Below are 16,074 nucleotides of genomic sequence, written 5' to 3' on the forward strand. Positions count from 1 at the left end.
ACCATTCCGTGGAGGGAACATGAGCAAGCCCAAGTTCAAGTCCAAGAGCACTTCGTCCCAGGCTTCCGCCGCTGCCGCCCAGAAGGCCGGGGCACTGGTCGAGTCGGCGCAGCAAATCTGGTCCGCAGGCCTCGGCGCGCTGAAGAATGCGCAGGGCCAGGGCGGCAAGTTGTTCGAGTCGCTGGTGAAGGAAGGCATGTCGATCGAACAGAAGACGCGCAAGTTTGCGACCGGAAAGGTCGACGAAGTCCGTGACGTGGTCGAGACCAAGGTGGAAAAAGTGAAGGAACGCGCATCGGATACCTGGGACAAGCTCGAAAAGGTGTTCGAGGATCGCGTTTCGCGTGCACTCGGCAAGCTCGGCGTGCCCGGCCGCGACGAGATGGAAGCGCTGGTTTCGCGCGTCGAGGAGCTGAGCAAGGCGGTCAAGAAGCTGAACCCGCAGGCGGCAGCGCCGGCGGCCAGAAAAGCCCCGGCGAAGAAAGCCTCGGCCAAGAACGCCGTGCGCAAGACTGCTGCCAAGTAACTGCATTCGGCGCCCCGCGCGCCTACCGCTTAGCCCGCCATCCGATCACGCCGACAGATCCCTCCCCTTCGGCCGGCTGGCGGGCTTCTTATTTCCGTGGACGCAAGCCCACGGATCGGGCCGCGGATCGGGCCGCGCATCGGCTCGCGAGCCACGCATCGGCCCACAAGTGGGCCTCCTACAGGTCGATGCTGTTTGCGCCTTGCTACCAGTGCACGCCGCGCATTACTGCCGCGAACGCGATCTGTTCGCTCGACGGCTTCTCGTCGCGCCCCTTCATGCCCTTCGCCGCCGCCGAATCCGGGAACAGGTTGAAGGCAGTGTTCATGACTACCTCGTAGGCCTTGGGAGCGACCGCATTCAGTGTCGCCGCGAAGATGCCAAGGCGCGTCGCGACTCGACTCGGGCGCTCGATGATCGCCTTCACGATCAGGTCTGCTGCCTCTTCCGGCGACAAGGTCGGCACGCTGTCGTACATCTTGGTCGGCGCGATCATCGGCGTGCGCACCAGCGGCATGTTGACCGTGGTGAAAGCGATGCCGGAGTCCGAGAACTCGGCCTGGGCGCAGCGCGAGAACGCATCGAGTGCGGCTTTGGACGCGACGTAGGCCGAGAATCGCGGCGAATTGGCGAGTACACCGATCGATGAAATATTGATGACGTGGCCGCGCTTCTTTTCGGTCATGCCCGGCAGGAAGCCCATGATCAGACGCAACGAACCGAAGTAGTTCAGTTCGATGGTGCGGGTGAAATCGTGGAAGCGGTCGTAGCTGAGCGCGACGCTGCGGCGGATCGATCGGCCGGCGTTGTTGATCAGGATGTCGACGCCACCGTGGTCCTTGATCACGCTCGCGACCAGGTCATTGCAGCTCTTCTCGTCGGTGAGGTCGGCCGAATAGACCCAGCAGTGCCCGCCTTCCTGCTCCACCGTGGCCTTGGCCTGGTTCAATTCCTCGACGCCACGCGCGACGATCAGGATCTTCGCCTTGGTCGGCGCCAGCTTCAACGCTGCGGCAAGCCCGATCCCCGAGGAGCCGCCGGTGATCATCACCACCTTGCCCTTGACCTTTCCTTCCAGCGATCGGTCGATGAACAGGTCTGGATCGAGGTGGCGCTCCCAGAAGTCCCACAGGCGCCAGGCGTAGCTGTCGAGCGGCGCCAGCTTGATCTTCGATCCGCGCAGGGCGCGCTCGGTCTCGCGGTTGTCGTAGCGGGTCGGCTGGTTCACGTACTTCAAGGCCTCGCGCGGGATGCCGAGGTCCTTGAGCAGCGAGGTGGTGAACCGTTTCACCGGCGGCAGGTTGGCGACTGCGCCGCGCACCATCGGCGGGATCACCGCGAACATGCGCGCATCGAGGCGCATGGTCATTTCCGGCGCATGCGCAGCGCGCGCGAAGGTGTTCAACAATTCGCCAACGCGCATCGGCTCGGGATCGACCAACTGGAAACAATGTCCGTCCAGCCCGCTCTTGTGCGCAATGTGGTCCATGGCATTGACGACATAGTCCACCGGCACCACGTTCACGCGTGCGCCCTCGATCCCGATCGTCGGCATCCACGCCGGCAACCACTCGCGCATACGCTTGATCAGGCGGAAGAAGTAGTAGGGACCATCGATCTTGTCGATTTCACCGGTCTTCGAGTGGCCGATGACGATGGCCGGACGATAGATGCGATAGGGAATCTTCGCGTCCGTGCGCACCAGTCCCTCGGATTCGTGCTTGGTCCGGTAGTAGGGGTGATCGAGACCTTCGGCTTCGGCGAACATGTCTTCCTTGAACACGCCCGGGAAGCGGCCAGCAGCCGCGATCGAACTGACATGGTGGAAACAGCCGGACTTGATCGCCTCGGCGAACTGCAGCGCGTGCTTGGTGCCCTCGACGTTGACCAGATGGTTGGTCTCCTCGTCGGCCTCGACATCGTAGATCGCCGCAAGGTGGAAGAAGTGCTTGACCTTGCCGGTAAGTAGCTTCTGCTGCGCTGGCGTCACCCCGAGCTTTGGCTTGGTCAGGTCGCCGATGACCGGGACGATTTCTCCCTTGCCGGCCCCGAGCTTCTCGATCAGCGCCTCCAGTTTCTCCAGCGATCCCTTGCGCACCAGCGCATAGATCTTGCCGCGACGCTTCAGCAGGTTTTCGAGCAGATGGCGGCCGATGAAGCCGGTGGCGCCGGTCACGAAATACGTCATGGTGCTCCCCTCAGGTTGGAGCAGCGCGTGCGGGCCGCGCTGCGGGACTGGCATCAGGCGCGCGACGTGGCGTCGCGACCGCCCAAAGATAGCCCTGCCCCAACCGCTTTCCTAGCCCTGACGACCATGCGCGACGACGATTCGGCGCGCGTTGACCGTTTCCGGAAACGCGTGCTACAAGCCCAGCGTTCCCCTCGACGCGATGCACCGGAGCGCACCCCATGGCCGATCTCAAGAAGCAGTTCGAAGATGCCGGAAAGAAGGCGCTGAATCTGAAGGAGCGTCCGGATAACGACACCATGCTCAAGCTCTACGCGCTGTACAAGCAGGGCGCGCAGGGAGATGTCAGCGGCGAGAAGCCCGGCTTTTTCGATTTCGTCGGCGTTGCCAAGTACGAAGCCTGGGCCAAGCTCAAGGGCACGGCGCAGGACGCGGCCCAGAAGCAGTACGTCGATCTCGTCAAGAAACTGGCCGGCTGAGGCCGTTGGCCGCCGTGGCACCCAAGACCCGCGAGCGCATTCTCGACATCAGCCTCGCCATGTTCAACGATCGCGGCGAACCGAACGTCACTACCAACCACATCGCCGACGAACTCGAGATCAGCCCGGGCAATCTCTACTATCACTTCCGCAACAAGGAAGACATCGTCGAGAACCTGTTCGCGCGCTACGAAGAAAAAATCGACCGGGTGATGGTTGCGCCGGACGAACGCCTGCCCAATCTCGAGGACATCTGGCTGCAACTGCACCTGGCGTTCGAAACGATGTGGGAGTACCGCTTCGTGTACCGCGACCTGGTCGATATCACCAGCCGCAATCGCAAGCTGCGCATGCACTTCGCACGCATCCTCAAGCGCGCAACCGAAAACGCGACCGACGTGCTGAAGGGTCTGGTCGAAGCCGGGATCATGCGCGCCAGCCGCGCCGAGATCGAAGCCACCGCCAGCAACGTGATCCTCGTCGCGACCTTCTGGTTGAGCTTCAACACCGTCCGCGGCGGAGCACTGGAGAAGGGCTCCGAGGATCTGACCCAGGGCATCTTCCAGCTGATGATGCTGATCGCCCCGTTCCTGCGCGACGCCGAGCGCCTGCACCTGAACACGCTGGCCGACAACTACCGCAAATAGAAAACCCCGACCTCGCGGCCGGGGCTTCGTTCAAACCGTTCTCTGGGGATCAGCGCGCCGCGCGGCGGGCGCCACCCTTGATTTCGCGGTTCAGTTCGGCGACGCGCGCCAGCAGTTCCTGGACATCGCCCTTGGACGGCACCCCGAAGCGGCCGAGCACGGCGCCGACGCGTTCGCCGATTGCATTTTCGACAGTCGTCACGTTCTTGCGCGCCTTGGCACGCAGCGGGTTGATGTAGCCCCCGACCTGCTTGCGCACACCGGCGGTGAACTTGCGCGCGTCGTTGTTCGCGGTCTTCACGAACTTCTTGGTGCGCGCCTGGAAGCCCTCGCCTTCGGCGACCAGGGCGTCGATCGCCTTCTGGCCCTGTTTCTGCACCAGCGACACCGCGCCGAGACCAGCGAGCACGAACTTGCGCGTGGCTTCGTTGGCTTCGACGACCTTGCTGACCTTCTTCGACTTGCTCTGGATACGCATCGACATTCTCCGCTGGGACTGTTGCGCCGCGCTGCGGTCACATCGACCGCCGACCCACGCGTCGCCTGCGGCGCATCTTCGACAGCGGCGCTAGAACAATCACACTACCGGCGCTTGTCGCGACACCACGATTGCAGGATGCTCGCGGCTTCCGGAGGGAGGACACCATGGCAGCGAAAAAATGGGCGGCGTTTCCACACAGCAACAAGGCCTTCGATTACAGCGGCGACAAGCTGCACAAGGCCTGGTCGAAACTGCACGCTGGCGACCAGGAGCCGTTTCCGGACGAGGCCCGCATCGCCGCTCTGCTCAAGGGCAACAGCAAGCTCGGCAAGTCCGCCGACGCCGCCAAGCACGCGGCGCGCCTGCAGGAGGGCTGGTGCGCCTACCACGCCGGAGAATTCCAGCATGCGTTCGAGACCGGCGAAGCACTCGGCGCACTCGGCGCCACGCTTGCGAACAAGGCGATGGGCATCCACGCGGTCTATCTGGTCGATGACGAGAAGGAGAAGCTGAAACGATTCGAGGCCGTGGCCAAGCGCGCCGAAGACGCCATCGCCGCCTTGCCCAAGGAAGCCAACAGCCACTACTTCCGCGCCTTCGCGCTGGGTCGCTACAGCCAGTTGCTGTCGATTGCAAAGGCGCTGTCGCAAGGCCTGGCCGGCAAGGTCAAGGAGAGCCTGGATGCAACGCTCAAGCTCGCGCCCAAGCACGCCGAGGCGCACACTGCCCTTGGCCTGTACCACGCCGAGATCGTCGGCAAGATCGGCGGCATGATCGCCAGCCTGACCTACGGCGCCAAGGCGTCACTGGCCGAGGAACACTGCAAGACTGCGATCAAGCTGACCCCGGAGTCACCGATCGCGCTCATCGAATACGCCAACGCGCTGATGCTCATTCACGGCGACAAGAAGGAAGACGAGGCCGCCGCGCTGTACGCGAAGGCGATCAAGCTCAAGCCGCACGAGGCGATGGAAGCCCTCGACATCGCCTACGCCAAGGCACAGATGGAGTAGCCCACCCGCCTGGCCGCGAGCTGCGCGCATGAACCGTGCGTTCAGCACTAGAGCGGCGACTCTAGCGGCCACCCGCAGGATGGCCCCCGAAAATCCTTCCCGAGCATGCGGTCGATGCTCTGGGGACGAATGACGGAGTAATCCTGCATGCAACTCGCCACGCTGTTGATGATCGCGAACTGGCTCCCGCAACCACTTGCGGACCAGACCTGCCTGACCGCGGCACTGTACCTCGAAGCCCGCGACCAGCCGATCCTGGGCCAGGTGGCGGTGGCGGAGGTGGCGCTGCGTCGTCAGCGCGCGAGTCGATCGCCCCTGGATCTGTGTCACGTGCTGAGCATGCCCAAGCAGTTCGCGCTCACCATGGTCTCGCCGCACTTCCGTTTCCGCAACCTCGCGGCATGGAACCGCGCTTCGCGGATCTCCGCGGCAACGATGGCGCGCTGGAGCCACCAGGGTGATCGACTCTCGGTGGTTCCTACTGCCGATCACTTCTTCGCTGTTGCCTACGGCGAACCCTCCTGGGCCGCGCACGGCGTGCGCATCGCGCAGATCGGCGACCACGCGTTCTACCGCCTGAGTCCCTGAGCAAGCAGCATCGACCGGTCGCCGGCGTCCGCTACAATCGCGGCCTTTCCGGAGACCTCCATGCAACTTGCATCGACCCAGGCTGCCATCACCGGCGGCGCCTCCGGGCTCGGCCTCGCCGTAGCCCGCCATCTGATTGCGCACGGCGCTGCGGTGACCCTGCTCGACGTCAACGCCGACAAGGGAACGGCAGCCGCAGCCGAGTTGGGGACGCGCGCGCGCTTCGCCAAACTCGACGTGACTTCGGAAAGCGAAGTGCAAGCCGCTCTGGCGCAGGCACAGACGGCGATGGGCGGGCTCAATGCGGTGATCAGCTGCGCCGGCATCCTCGGCGCCGGCCGCGTGCTCGGCAAGGAAGGCCCGATGCCGCTGTCGCAGTTCGAGACCACGGTGCGGGTGAACCTGATCGGCTCGTTCAATGTCGCCAAGGCCGCCGCCAACCTGATGCAGACGAATGCGGCGGGCGAGGATGGCGAGCGCGGCGTGATCATCAACACCGCGTCGATTGCCGCCTTCGAAGGCCAGATCGGGCAATGCGCCTATTCGGCGTCGAAGGGCGGCGTAGTGGCGATGGCGCTGCCGATGGCGCGCGAGTTCGCCCGCATCGGTATCCGCGTGATGACGCTGGCGCCCGGCGCCTTCCACACGCCGATGGTGGATGGCATGCCGCAGGCGATCTACGACTCGCTGTGCGCGCAGGTGCCCTACCCGCCGCGCCTCGGCAAGCCCGAGGAGTTCGCCGACGCGGTCGCCTTCATCCTGCAGAACCGCTATCTCAATGGCAGCGTGATCCGCCTCGACGGCGCCATCCGCATGCAGCCGAAATAACCCATCCAGCCTCCAGGACCAACCGATGAAAGCCTACGATATGAAGCGCGGTACCGCGGTCGAGCACGACGGCCGCATCTGGCAGATCAAGGACGTCGAGCGCAGCGCGCCGACCGGACGCGGCGGTAACACCACCTACCGCTTCGCGATGTATTCGGTGCCCGGCAACGTCAAGCTCGACCTGAGCCTGCGCGCCGACGACGATCTGCCCGAAGTCGAACTGTCGCGGCGCGCGGTGACCTTCTCGTACAAGGACGGTGACGCCTTCGTCTTTCTCGATGTCGAGGATTTCACGCCCTACACACTGGATCCGGATCTGGTCGGCGACAATGCCGGCTACATCACCGAAGGCCTGGAGGAGTGCTACGTGCGTCTGCTCGACGAGTCGCCGGTGGGCCTGCAGCTGCCGCCGAACGTGATCCTGCAGGTGGTCGAGACCGCGCCCGAGCTGCGCGGTGCAACCGCCACCAAGCGCCCGAAGCCGGCCAAGCTCAACACCGGCATCGAGATCATGGTGCCGGAGTACATCGTCAACGGCGAGAAGATCCAGGTGAGCACGACCACCGGGGAATTCGCCGGCCGCGCCTGAACATCGCCGACTTCCACGCAACGCGCGCAGCTTGAAACACGAAGGCCAGTGGATTCGCATCCACTGGCCTTCTGCATTGGCGCGCCCGGAGGGACTCGAACCCCCGACCACCGGGTTCGAAGCCCGGTGCTCTATCCAGCTGAGCTACGGACGCTGCGGGTGACTACGCACGCTCCCCATGGGCGAGAACGCTGCGCGACCGGGCATAGGCAAAGTAAACGACCATGCCGATCACCGCCCAGATCAGGAACAACTTGATGGTGTACCAGCCGAGACTGACGAACAGCAGGCCGCAACCCGCCATCGCCGCCGGGCCCACGAGCCACACCAGCGGCGTGGTGAAAGGACGCGGACGGTTCGGCTCGCGGACCCGCAGCATCATCACGCCCGCCGCCACCACGAAGAACGCGAACAAGGTGCCGGAGTTGGAAATATCGGCCAGTGCATCAACCGGGAACATCGCGGCGAACAGCGATACCGCAACACCGGTCACGATCGTGACCTTGTGCGGCGTGAAGAAGCGCGGGTGGATGTCCGAGAACATCTTGGGCATCAGTCCATCGCGCGACATGGTGAACAGTATTCGAGTCTGACCATAGATCATCATCAGGATGACCGAGGGCAAGGCAATGATCGCGGCAACGCCGACCCAGTTGCCGAGTTGCGGCCAACCGAGATTGCGCAATACGAATGCCAGTGGTTCCTTGGACTGCGACAAGGCTCCGCCCGGCTGCGCACCCGTGGTGCCAATCGCCGCGTAAGAAACCAACAGGTAGAACACCGTGCACACTGCCAGCGAGCCGATCAGTCCGATCGGAATGTTGCGATTCGGATTCTTGGTTTCTTCAGCCGCGGTCGAGACCGCGTCGAATCCGACGTAAGCGAAGAAGATCGAGGCAGCTGCACCGAGCACACCGGTGCCGGACAGCGGCGTACCCCAGCCATTCGGCAGCATCGGTTCAAAATTGGCCGTGTCCACGGCCGGCAGGGCCACCGCAATGAAAGCGATTAGTGCCGCGACCTTGACCAAGACCAGCACCGCGGTGACTTTCGCGCTCTTCGACGTGCCGATCACCAGCAGCCAAGTGATCAGCAGCGAGATGAGGCAAGCGATGAGGTTGAAACCTCCTTTGGCGGTGGTGCCATCGGCCAGGGTGATGGTGTCGGCGGGTCCGGCGGTCAAGGCCAAAGGCAGCCCCATCCCGATCTCGCGCAGGAAGCCATTTGCATATCCCGACCAACCCACCGCGACCGCTCCGGCCGCTACGGCGTATTCCAGAATCAACGCCCAACCAACCATCCACGCGATCAACTCGCCGAGCACAGCGTAAGAGTAGGTGTAGGCAGAGCCGGCCACCGGGACCATGGCCGCGATTTCGGCGTAGATCAACGCCGTCAACGCACAGACCACACCGGCAATCACGAAGCTGTACATCATGCCTGGACCGGCCTTGTTCGCCGCCACCGCAGTCAGCACGAAGATGCCGGTGCCGATGATGGCGCCGATGCCCAACATGGTCAGGTCGAACGCGCCGAGTTGGCGCTTCAGTCCCTTCTTTTCGGCGGCCGCGAGGATCTGATCCAGCGGTTTGATGCGATCGAACAGCATTCGGTTCTCCCAGTAGATGTGGTCGGCACCGGTCGTGCACGACCGAGGCTGTGGTGCGCAGATCGCGCATCGACTGGCTTGCGCCATCACGAGTCCGCCCCTGCTAAGCGCCGGTAACATACTGTTGCCACACGCATGCGGCAAGCCCGAATGTGCTGAACTGCTGGCCTCCGAAGCCCTTTCACGAGCCATGCACGACTTCGATCTCGACCGCGCCTTGCGCCAACACGAAGCCAGCTCAGCCATCGAAGCCGCGACGCGCAGCCGTTTCCTGGCACTGCTCGGCGAGAGTCCGCGCTGCTTCTCGCGCGACTGTTTTCCGGCGCACTTCACGGCGTCGGCTTGGCTGGTGTCCGCTGATGGCGAACGTGCCCTGCTGCTGCACCATCGCAAGCTTGCACGCTGGCTGCAGCCGGGGGGTCACGCCGATGGCGATAGCGACCTGGCGCGCGTCGCGTTGCGTGAGGCTACTGAAGAAACCGGCCTCGCCGGGCTGGCCGTCGATGCCGATCTGTTCGATCTCGACGCCCATGTGATTCCCGCGCGCGGCGACGAACCGGAACACTGGCACTACGATCTGCGCTTCGTGGTGCGCGCCACTGCATCGGAGCAGTTCATCGCCAACAGCGAATCCCGCGACATGGCCTGGCGCGCGATCACGGACATCGCGAGCGATTTCGAACTCGATGCCTCGATCCGGCGCATGGCGCGGCGTTGGCTGGCCCGCGCCGGCTGACGCTCAGGCGATTTCGCGGCGCAGTGCTTCGCAACTGGCCTGGTGCACGGCTTCGAGCTGCGCCAGAGACTGCGCCGCCAGCGTTGGCGTACCAGCCTTGGCGGCGTACTCGATTTCGCGGCAGAGTTCGGCCAGCGCGGTCGCGCCGAAACTGGCCGCGTTCGACTTGAGCGTGTGGCTGGTAACGCGCAGTTTCTCGCCATCCGCGGCGGCCGATGCGGCGCGAATCGCAGCGACCTGCTCGGCCGAGCCCTTGAGGAACATGCCGATCATCTGCTTCAGCACTCCGGGCTTGCCTGCGCGTTCGAGCATGCGGAACTGGTCGAGCATCGACTGATCGATCTGCACCGTGGTCATGGCAGCGGCTCCTCGGGGTCGTCGTCGCCATTGTCGTGCACCGGCAACACGCTGCGCAGGTCGCGACTGCTGCGTGCCCCCAATTGTTTCAATTTTTCGACCTGCCCGAGCAGATGCCCGCGTCCGCTGCCGAGCTTGCTGATCGCGGCATCAATGCCCTCGCGCGCCTTGCCCACCTGCTCGGCGGCGCGCTGCAGGTCCTGGATCAGCGCCACGAACTTGTCGTAGAGCAGCCCGGCCCGCTCGGCGATCTTCTCGGCATTCAGCTGCCGGGCCTCGGCCTTCCAGACGTGATCAATGGTGCGCAGCATGCCGAGCAGCATGCCCGGGCTGACCACGACCACGTCGCTGCGCAGCGCCAGTTCGTAGAGTTTCGGCTCGACGCGGATCGCTTCCAGATAGGCCGCTTCGATCGGCACGAACATCAGCACGATGCCATTCGACGCGAGGCCGCTCGAGTTGGCATAGCCGCGGCGTCCGAGGTCGTCGACGTGGCGGCGCATCGAACCGACGTGTTCGGCGAGATGCCGCTCGCGCGCGGTCGCATCAACCTCGTTGCACCAGCGCTCGAACGCGGTCAGCGAAACCTTGGCATCGATCACCACATCGCGGCCACCGGGCAGACGCACGATCACGTCCGGGCGCCGTACCTCGCTGCCCTCGTCGCGCAATACCACCTGGGTTTCGAAATCGCGGCCCGCGCACAGGCCTGAGGCTTCGAGCAAGCGCTCCAGCACCAGTTCGCCCCAGGCACCCTGGCTCTTGCTGTCGCCGGTCAGCGCGCGCGTCAGGTTCAATGCATCGCCGCTCAATCGCTCGCTCATCTGGCGCAAGTGGACGATCTCGGTGCGCAGCACCGCGCGGCTCTCGCCTTCCTGCGCGCGCGATTCGACCACCAGTTGCTGGAACTGCTGCAACTGCTCGCGCAGCGGCGCCATCAAGGCACCCAATTGCTCGGCGTTGGCCGTGCTGAAGCGTTCGCTCTTGGCTTCGAGGATGGCCGTGGCCAGCGTCTGGAACTGCTGCCCCAGATGCTCGCGCGCGGTGTCGATCCAGCGCAGCTTCTCGCCCTGCGCCTGGGTCGACTCCTCGATCCGCGCCGCGAGCGCGGCGCGCGCTTCTGCCGCCTCGCGGGCGCGCGTGCGCTCCTCGTGCAGGTCAGCCTGAAGCGTTTGCAGGCGTTCAGCGAGTGCCGCGAATTCGCCATCGCGGCTGGCACGTCCGGCGTCGAAGCGCCGCTGCGCATTGCGCGCAGCCCAAAACGACATCGGCGCGGCCAGGAGGGCAGCGCCGATGAAGATTCCGATCAGGACACTGGCAACATCCATGTCGCGAACGCTAGCAGAGGCGGCGTATCGCGTCGCCCCGCCGGCTTGTTGCTCAGGCCTTGGCGGCGTAGGCCGCGCACCAGCCCTTGGCGTTGACCGATTTGCCCGGGAAGATGCTGCACGGACGCCAGGCGTCGCCGTCGGCACCGGTCGCGAGCTTGCAGTTGGCGCAGGTCTGGGTCGGTTTGTGCGCCGGATACTTGGCGGCGTCGACCTTGCTGCTGTCGTGCTTGTAACCAAGCGCGGCGGCGGTGGCATCCGCTTCGTCAATCTGCGGCAGCGCGCCCTGCGCATGTGCGAGGCGCGGTGCGACAGCGGCGGCGGCCACGGCGGTCATGCCGATGGCCAGGAACTGGCGGCGGCTGGTCTTGATCTCGTTCATGCGCAAACTCCTGTGGATGAAATCTGGAAACAGACAACTCGCGGCCGGCCCATGAATCGGAGCCGCGTTCGCGCCGCGATCATGCAACATCTCGGGTATATTCGCGCGCCCTCTGGTTGATCGCGGTCAAGAATGCTTCAGCCTAAGCAAGTCATTGATGCGAATGATTTTCGTTCTGCCGCCGAAGCGCTCGCAGAAACCGGTCGCGAGCTCGCGTTGCGCGGCTGGACGCCCGCGACCAGCAGCAACTTCTCGCTGCGCCTCTCGCCGCAACTCGCGGCCATCACCATCTCCGGGCGTGACAAGGGAAGGCTCGGCGCCGAAGACATCATGGTCGTGGATTTCGCTGGCCGCGCCGTAGGCAGCGCGCACCGACCTTCGGCCGAAACCCTGCTGCACACCCAGCTGTATGCGCACGACGCCGCGATCGGCTGCGTACTGCATACGCACTCGCGCGTGCAGACCGTGGCCTCGCGCTGTTTCGCCGAGCGTGGCGAAGTGCTGTTCGCCGGCTGGGAACTGCTCAAGGCCTTCCGCGGCTACGAGACGCACGAAGCAAGCATGAGCCTGCGCGTGCTGCCGAACTCGCAGGACATCCCGGCGCTGTGCGCCCTGATCGCGCCTTGGCTTGCGCATCCGCAGCCGCTGCACGGCTATCTGATCGACGGCCATGGCCTCTACGCCTGGGGCCGCGACCTCGCCGAGGCGCGCCGTCACCTCGATGCCTTCGAGTTCCTGCTCGCCTGCGAACTCGACCTGCGGAGCCTGCGCCGATGAGTCGCCTGCGTATCTACCCCGAACACGACGCAGCCACGCTGCTCGAAGACACCGACGATGGCGCGCGCATCGCCGCGTTGCTCGCAGCCGAGGGCGTCCGCTTCGAGCGCTGGCAAGCGAGCGCTGCACTCACAGCGGGCGCCGACACCGACGCCGTGATCGCCGCGTATCGTGGCGACATCGATCGTCTGATGGCGGAGAAGTCCTACCGCAGTTTCGACGTGATCAGCATCGCGCCGGACCACCCGCAGAAGGAAGCGCTGCGCAGCAAGTTCCTCAATGAGCATCGCCATCGCGAAGACGAAGTGCGTTTCTTCGTCGCCGGTTGCGGCCTGTTCTTCCTGCACCTCGGCGAGCGCGTGTTCGAGGTGCGCTGCGAACAGGGGGACTTGATCGGCGTGCCGGATGGAGCGCGGCATTGGTTCGACATGGGCCCGAATCCATCGTTCATCGCCATCCGCATCTTCTCCAACCCCGACGGTTGGGTCGCCGAATTCAGCGGCGACGACATCGCCACGCGCTTCCCGCGTCTGGAGAACTGATGGCCCGCATCCTCCTCACCGACATCGAGGGCACCACCAGCGCCATCGACTTCGTACACCGCGTGCTGTTTCCGTATTCGCGCGAGCGGCTGCCCGCGTTTGTCCACGCCCATGCCGCGCAACCGGAGGTGCGCGCGGCGCTGGATGCAGTACGCGCCGAGAGCGGCGCTGCCGATGACGCGGCCGCAATCGAAACCCTGCTGCACTGGATCGACATCGACCGCAAGGCGACGCCGCTGAAGACCTTGCAAGGGCTGATCTGGGAAGCCGGATACGCCGCAGGCGACTTCAGCGCGCACGTCTATGTCGATGCCTTCGACCGCCTGCGCCAATGGCAGCGCGAGGGCGTGCCGCTGTATGTCTACTCGTCCGGTTCGGTCGCCGCGCAGAAGCTGTTTTTCGCGCACTCGGTATTCGGCGATCTGCTGCCATGGTTCGCCGGCCATTTCGACACCCACATCGGCGGCAAGCGCGAAGCCGAGTCCTACCGCCGCATCGCCGCGGCGATCGGCGTTCCGGCGGGCGACATTCTGTTCCTGTCGGACATCGAGGCCGAACTCGACGCCGCGCGCGGCGCCGGCATGGCCACGACGCAGTTGCTGCGCCCGGACACGCTGCCCGAAAGCCACGGCCGTCACGCCAGCGCCACCAGCTTCCGCGAGATCCGCTTGGACGGTGGAGCCTGAGCGATGCTGAACCCGCGTTTCTGGCGCGACGCCGTCCGCTGGCGGGTGCGACAGCCGGCGGCACTCGCAGGCTCCGGCGACTTCGCACTGGTGGCGTTCGCCTGCGTGCTCATTGGCGCCTTTGGCGACTGGGCCGCGGCGGAGCCAGGGATGCGCTTCACGTGGTCGGCGAGCGGCGCCTGGGCCCTGCTGATCGTGCTCGCCGCGGCGAGCGGCGCACTGACCGCACGCTGGCTCGGGCGCCCGGCCGCGGGTGCCACGTTCGGCATCCTGCTGCTCGTGACTCCGACCGCAATCGTGCTGGCCTTCGACCTGTTCGGCTGGGCAACGGTATCCCACGACGATCTCGACTATTCCTTCGGCAGCGCGTGGCGCGCAGCGCTTCCGGCGGCCGCACTCGTCTGCCTGGCCCGGACACGACACTTCGTCCCGGACGCCACGCGCCTGCGGCGCTGGACCGCGCCGCTCGTGGTGCCCGCGCTGGCCATGTTCCTGCTGGGCCGCAGCGATAACTGGTCCTCGTACTACTACACCGAGGAGGACGCGATGGAGGAAGCCGCTGCGACCGCAGAACCACCTCGCGCCGATGCCAATCTCGACGTCGATCCCGAAGACCTGCTCGCGATTCAGGACGACTTGGTCGACACGCAACTCGCGGGCCTGGCCGCGCAGCGTCCGGGCACCATCGACCTGTATGCATTGGCGCTCGGCGGCGATGCCTCCGAGTCGGTGTTTCGCAACGAGGTCAATCTCGCGTTGCAGCGCTTCGAAGCACGCTTCGGCACCACGCAGCGCAGCCTGCGGCTGCTCAACCACATCGACACGCTCGACGACACACCGCTGGCAACGCGCCGCAACCTGGCGCGCACGCTCGCCGGTATCGGGCGGATCATCGACCCGACCGAAGACCTGGTGCTGGTGTTCCTGACCTCGCATGGTTCGCCCGACCACGAATGGCTGGTGCAAGTCGGCGACTACGCGCTGACGCAGATCGTCCCCGAGGACCTCGCGGACGCCTTCGACGACGCCGGCATCCGCTGGCGCATCGCCATTGTCTCGGCCTGCTACTCGGGCGGCTGGATCGAACCGCTGCGCTCGCCGACCAGCCTGGTCATCAGCTCGGCCCGCGCCGACCGTACTTCGTTCGGATGCGGCCGCGATGCCGAACTGACCTACTTCGGCCGCGCATTCCTCTCCGGCGCGCTCGCGGTCGAGGACGACCTGGTGGCCGCGTTCGCCGCGGCGGCGAAGAAAGTCGCGGAACGCGAACGCGCCGAAGGCTTCGAAGCGTCGGAGCCGCAGATCTCCGCCGGCGACGCCGTGCTGGCGCAACTCGCCGCGTGGCGGCAGCAACGCCCGCCGGTCGCGCTCAAGCGTTGAGCGCGCGCTCCGCGACCGCGGTCGCGGGAAAATCCGCGAACAGCGCATCGACGCCGAGATCGAACAGCGCGCGCAGTTCGGCGCGCACATCGGCGAATCCGGGCATCACCTGATCATCACGCAAGGTCCAGACGTGCACCTGCCAGCCGCGATCGTGCACCGCGCGCACCAGACCGGCATCGCCCCCAGCGCCGATCAGCGCCGACTTCGGCAGGGCCACGCCATCGAGCCAGGGATGAGTTCGCTGCAAGTTCTGCAACCACGCGGGATCGGCAAGGTCTGCGGATTCGCGCAACAGGAACACCGGCAGCGCCAGCGCCTCGTGCACGCGCCGCAAGGGCTCGGTCTCGAAGCACTGCAGCCACACCGGATCGAGCTTGCCGCCATGACCGCGCGCGCGCAGCAGGTCGATACAGATCGCGCTGACGTCGATGCCAGCAGCGGCAAAGAAGGCCGGATGCTTGAGCTCGGGATAGACCCCGACGCGCGCCCCCGTCGCGCTCGCGGCTGCGGCGATGTCGAGCAAATCCTCGAAGCGCGGCAGCGGAAAGCGCGAATCGAACACCCGACTGCGCTGGCCAAATGGCTGCAACGCACGCAGCGTCGCCAGCTCCTCGCTGCGAAAGTGGTGCACCGGCCAATCGTGGCGACCGCAGCGATCGCGCTCGCTGCGCGCCGCGAATACCACGCGGCGCGCGATGTCGGTGCTGCGTCGCAGCCCGGCATCATGGCGTGCGAACAACACCCCATCGCGGCTCGGCACCAGGTCCGGCTCGATCAGGTCCGCGCCCTGCGCGATCGCCAGTTCATAACCCACCCGGGTGTGCTCCGGCCGCAGCCCGGAAGCACCGCGGTGCGCGATGATGCGAGTCGGTCGGCCATCGAGGGTCTGCCACTGGATCATGGTTTCGCTCCGCGCGGCGCAGGTTCGTGCATGC

19 protein-coding genes and 1 tRNA gene are annotated in these 16,074 nt (G+C 65.5%); 12 read left to right on the forward strand and 8 right to left on the reverse strand.

Going from position 1 to position 16,074, the window contains the following annotated elements; translation table 11 throughout:
* Positions 1 to 19: 19 nt before the first annotated feature.
* On the forward strand, positions 20 to 526 hold the full coding sequence (locus IPG63_17220) for a phasin family protein (GenBank protein ID MBK6728929.1): 507 nt from the start codon (positions 20 to 22) through the stop codon (positions 524 to 526).
* A 205-nt stretch (positions 527 to 731) separates the two neighbouring features.
* Here the strand turns inward: IPG63_17220 and IPG63_17225 are convergent, their stop codons facing one another.
* Positions 732 to 2,714 carry an SDR family oxidoreductase gene (locus tag IPG63_17225; protein ID MBK6728930.1) on the reverse strand — a complete coding sequence of 661 codons (1,983 nt, stop codon included), beginning with the start codon at positions 2,712 to 2,714 and terminating at the stop codon, positions 732 to 734.
* A gap of 221 nt (positions 2,715 to 2,935) precedes the next feature.
* Between IPG63_17225 and IPG63_17230 the strand changes: the two genes are divergently transcribed.
* Complete coding sequence (locus IPG63_17230) at positions 2,936 to 3,193, forward strand: acyl-CoA-binding protein (protein ID MBK6728931.1); 258 nt, start codon at positions 2,936 to 2,938, stop codon at positions 3,191 to 3,193.
* A gap of 14 nt (positions 3,194 to 3,207) precedes the next feature.
* On the forward strand, positions 3,208 to 3,840 hold the full coding sequence (locus tag IPG63_17235) for a TetR/AcrR family transcriptional regulator (GenBank protein ID MBK6728932.1): 633 nt from the start codon (positions 3,208 to 3,210) through the stop codon (positions 3,838 to 3,840).
* A 49-nt stretch (positions 3,841 to 3,889) separates the two neighbouring features.
* Here IPG63_17235 and IPG63_17240 read toward each other — a convergent pair whose 3' ends face one another.
* A complete protein-coding gene (locus IPG63_17240) occupies positions 3,890 to 4,318 on the reverse strand; it encodes a phasin family protein (GenBank protein ID MBK6728933.1) in 429 nt (142 codons plus the stop codon).
* Positions 4,319 to 4,485: 167 nt separating this feature from the next.
* Here IPG63_17240 and IPG63_17245 point away from each other — a divergent pair, with 167 nt between their 5' ends.
* The 4 genes from IPG63_17245 (at position 4,486) to yeiP (ending at position 7,339) form a co-directional block, all read left to right on the forward strand.
* Positions 4,486 to 5,334 (forward strand): hypothetical protein, encoded by an 849-nt coding sequence (locus tag IPG63_17245; protein ID MBK6728934.1) that lies wholly within the window; start codon positions 4,486 to 4,488, stop codon positions 5,332 to 5,334.
* 147 nt (positions 5,335 to 5,481) lie between these two features.
* Complete coding sequence (locus IPG63_17250) at positions 5,482 to 5,922, forward strand: cell wall hydrolase (GenBank protein ID MBK6728935.1); 441 nt, start codon at positions 5,482 to 5,484, stop codon at positions 5,920 to 5,922.
* A gap of 60 nt (positions 5,923 to 5,982) precedes the next feature.
* Entirely contained in the window at positions 5,983 to 6,750 is a 768-nt protein-coding gene (locus IPG63_17255; protein MBK6728936.1) for an SDR family NAD(P)-dependent oxidoreductase, read from the forward strand.
* A 25-nt stretch (positions 6,751 to 6,775) separates the two neighbouring features.
* The gene (gene yeiP, locus IPG63_17260) at positions 6,776 to 7,339 is read left to right on the forward strand and encodes an elongation factor P-like protein YeiP (GenBank protein MBK6728937.1); all 564 of its coding nucleotides are present in this window, start codon (positions 6,776 to 6,778) and stop codon (positions 7,337 to 7,339) included.
* 77 nt (positions 7,340 to 7,416) lie between these two features.
* Here the strand turns inward: yeiP and IPG63_17265 are convergent.
* Positions 7,417 to 7,493: transfer RNA gene (locus tag IPG63_17265), tRNA-Arg, on the reverse strand.
* Between the two features lie 9 nt (positions 7,494 to 7,502).
* Positions 7,503 to 8,948 (reverse strand): amino acid permease, encoded by a 1,446-nt coding sequence (locus tag IPG63_17270; protein MBK6728938.1) that lies wholly within the window; start codon positions 8,946 to 8,948, stop codon positions 7,503 to 7,505.
* A gap of 190 nt (positions 8,949 to 9,138) precedes the next feature.
* Between IPG63_17270 and IPG63_17275 the strand changes: the two genes are divergently transcribed.
* Positions 9,139 to 9,684 (forward strand): NUDIX hydrolase, encoded by a 546-nt coding sequence (locus IPG63_17275; GenBank protein MBK6728939.1) that lies wholly within the window; start codon positions 9,139 to 9,141, stop codon positions 9,682 to 9,684.
* A gap of 3 nt (positions 9,685 to 9,687) precedes the next feature.
* On the opposite strand, the gene IPG63_17280 is transcribed toward IPG63_17275, so the two are convergent.
* Genes IPG63_17280 through IPG63_17290 form a run of 3 tightly spaced genes read right to left on the reverse strand, consistent with a single transcriptional unit; the run spans position 9,688 to position 11,742 of the window.
* Complete coding sequence (locus tag IPG63_17280; GenBank protein ID MBK6728940.1) at positions 9,688 to 10,041, reverse strand: Hpt domain-containing protein; 354 nt, start codon at positions 10,039 to 10,041, stop codon at positions 9,688 to 9,690.
* The gene (locus tag IPG63_17285) at positions 10,038 to 11,369 is read right to left on the reverse strand and encodes a DNA recombination protein RmuC (protein MBK6728941.1); all 1,332 of its coding nucleotides are present in this window, start codon (positions 11,367 to 11,369) and stop codon (positions 10,038 to 10,040) included. Before IPG63_17285 ends, IPG63_17280 begins: the two co-directional genes overlap by 4 nt.
* A 52-nt stretch (positions 11,370 to 11,421) precedes the next feature.
* Positions 11,422 to 11,742 (reverse strand): high-potential iron-sulfur protein, encoded by a 321-nt coding sequence (locus IPG63_17290; GenBank protein MBK6728942.1) that lies wholly within the window; start codon positions 11,740 to 11,742, stop codon positions 11,422 to 11,424.
* A gap of 141 nt (positions 11,743 to 11,883) precedes the next feature.
* Here IPG63_17290 and IPG63_17295 point away from each other — a divergent pair, with 141 nt between their 5' ends.
* Genes IPG63_17295 through IPG63_17310 form a run of 4 tightly spaced genes read left to right on the forward strand, consistent with a single transcriptional unit; the run spans position 11,884 to position 15,136 of the window.
* Positions 11,884 to 12,528: a methylthioribulose 1-phosphate dehydratase gene (locus IPG63_17295; protein ID MBK6728943.1), complete on the forward strand. Its 645-nt coding sequence runs from the start codon at positions 11,884 to 11,886 to the stop codon at positions 12,526 to 12,528.
* Positions 12,525 to 13,070, forward strand: coding sequence for a cupin (locus IPG63_17300; protein MBK6728944.1), 546 nt, complete (start codon positions 12,525 to 12,527; stop codon positions 13,068 to 13,070). The genes IPG63_17295 and IPG63_17300 overlap by 4 nt, the downstream gene beginning before the upstream one ends.
* Entirely contained in the window at positions 13,067 to 13,756 is a 690-nt protein-coding gene (gene mtnC / locus IPG63_17305) for an acireductone synthase (protein MBK6728945.1), read from the forward strand. Before IPG63_17300 ends, mtnC begins: the two co-directional genes overlap by 4 nt.
* A gap of 3 nt (positions 13,757 to 13,759) precedes the next feature.
* A complete protein-coding gene (locus IPG63_17310; GenBank protein MBK6728946.1) occupies positions 13,760 to 15,136 on the forward strand; it encodes a hypothetical protein in 1,377 nt (458 codons plus the stop codon).
* On the opposite strand, the gene IPG63_17315 is transcribed toward IPG63_17310, so the two are convergent.
* On the reverse strand, positions 15,126 to 16,040 hold the full coding sequence (locus tag IPG63_17315; GenBank protein ID MBK6728947.1) for a glycerophosphodiester phosphodiesterase: 915 nt from the start codon (positions 16,038 to 16,040) through the stop codon (positions 15,126 to 15,128). The two genes, IPG63_17310 and IPG63_17315, sit on opposite strands and share 11 nt — an antisense overlap.
* Between the last annotated feature and the right edge of the window lie 34 nt (positions 16,041 to 16,074).

It is taken from the genome of Lysobacterales bacterium (assembly GCA_016703225.1).
Lineage (GTDB): Bacteria > Pseudomonadota > Gammaproteobacteria > Xanthomonadales > Ahniellaceae > JADKHK01.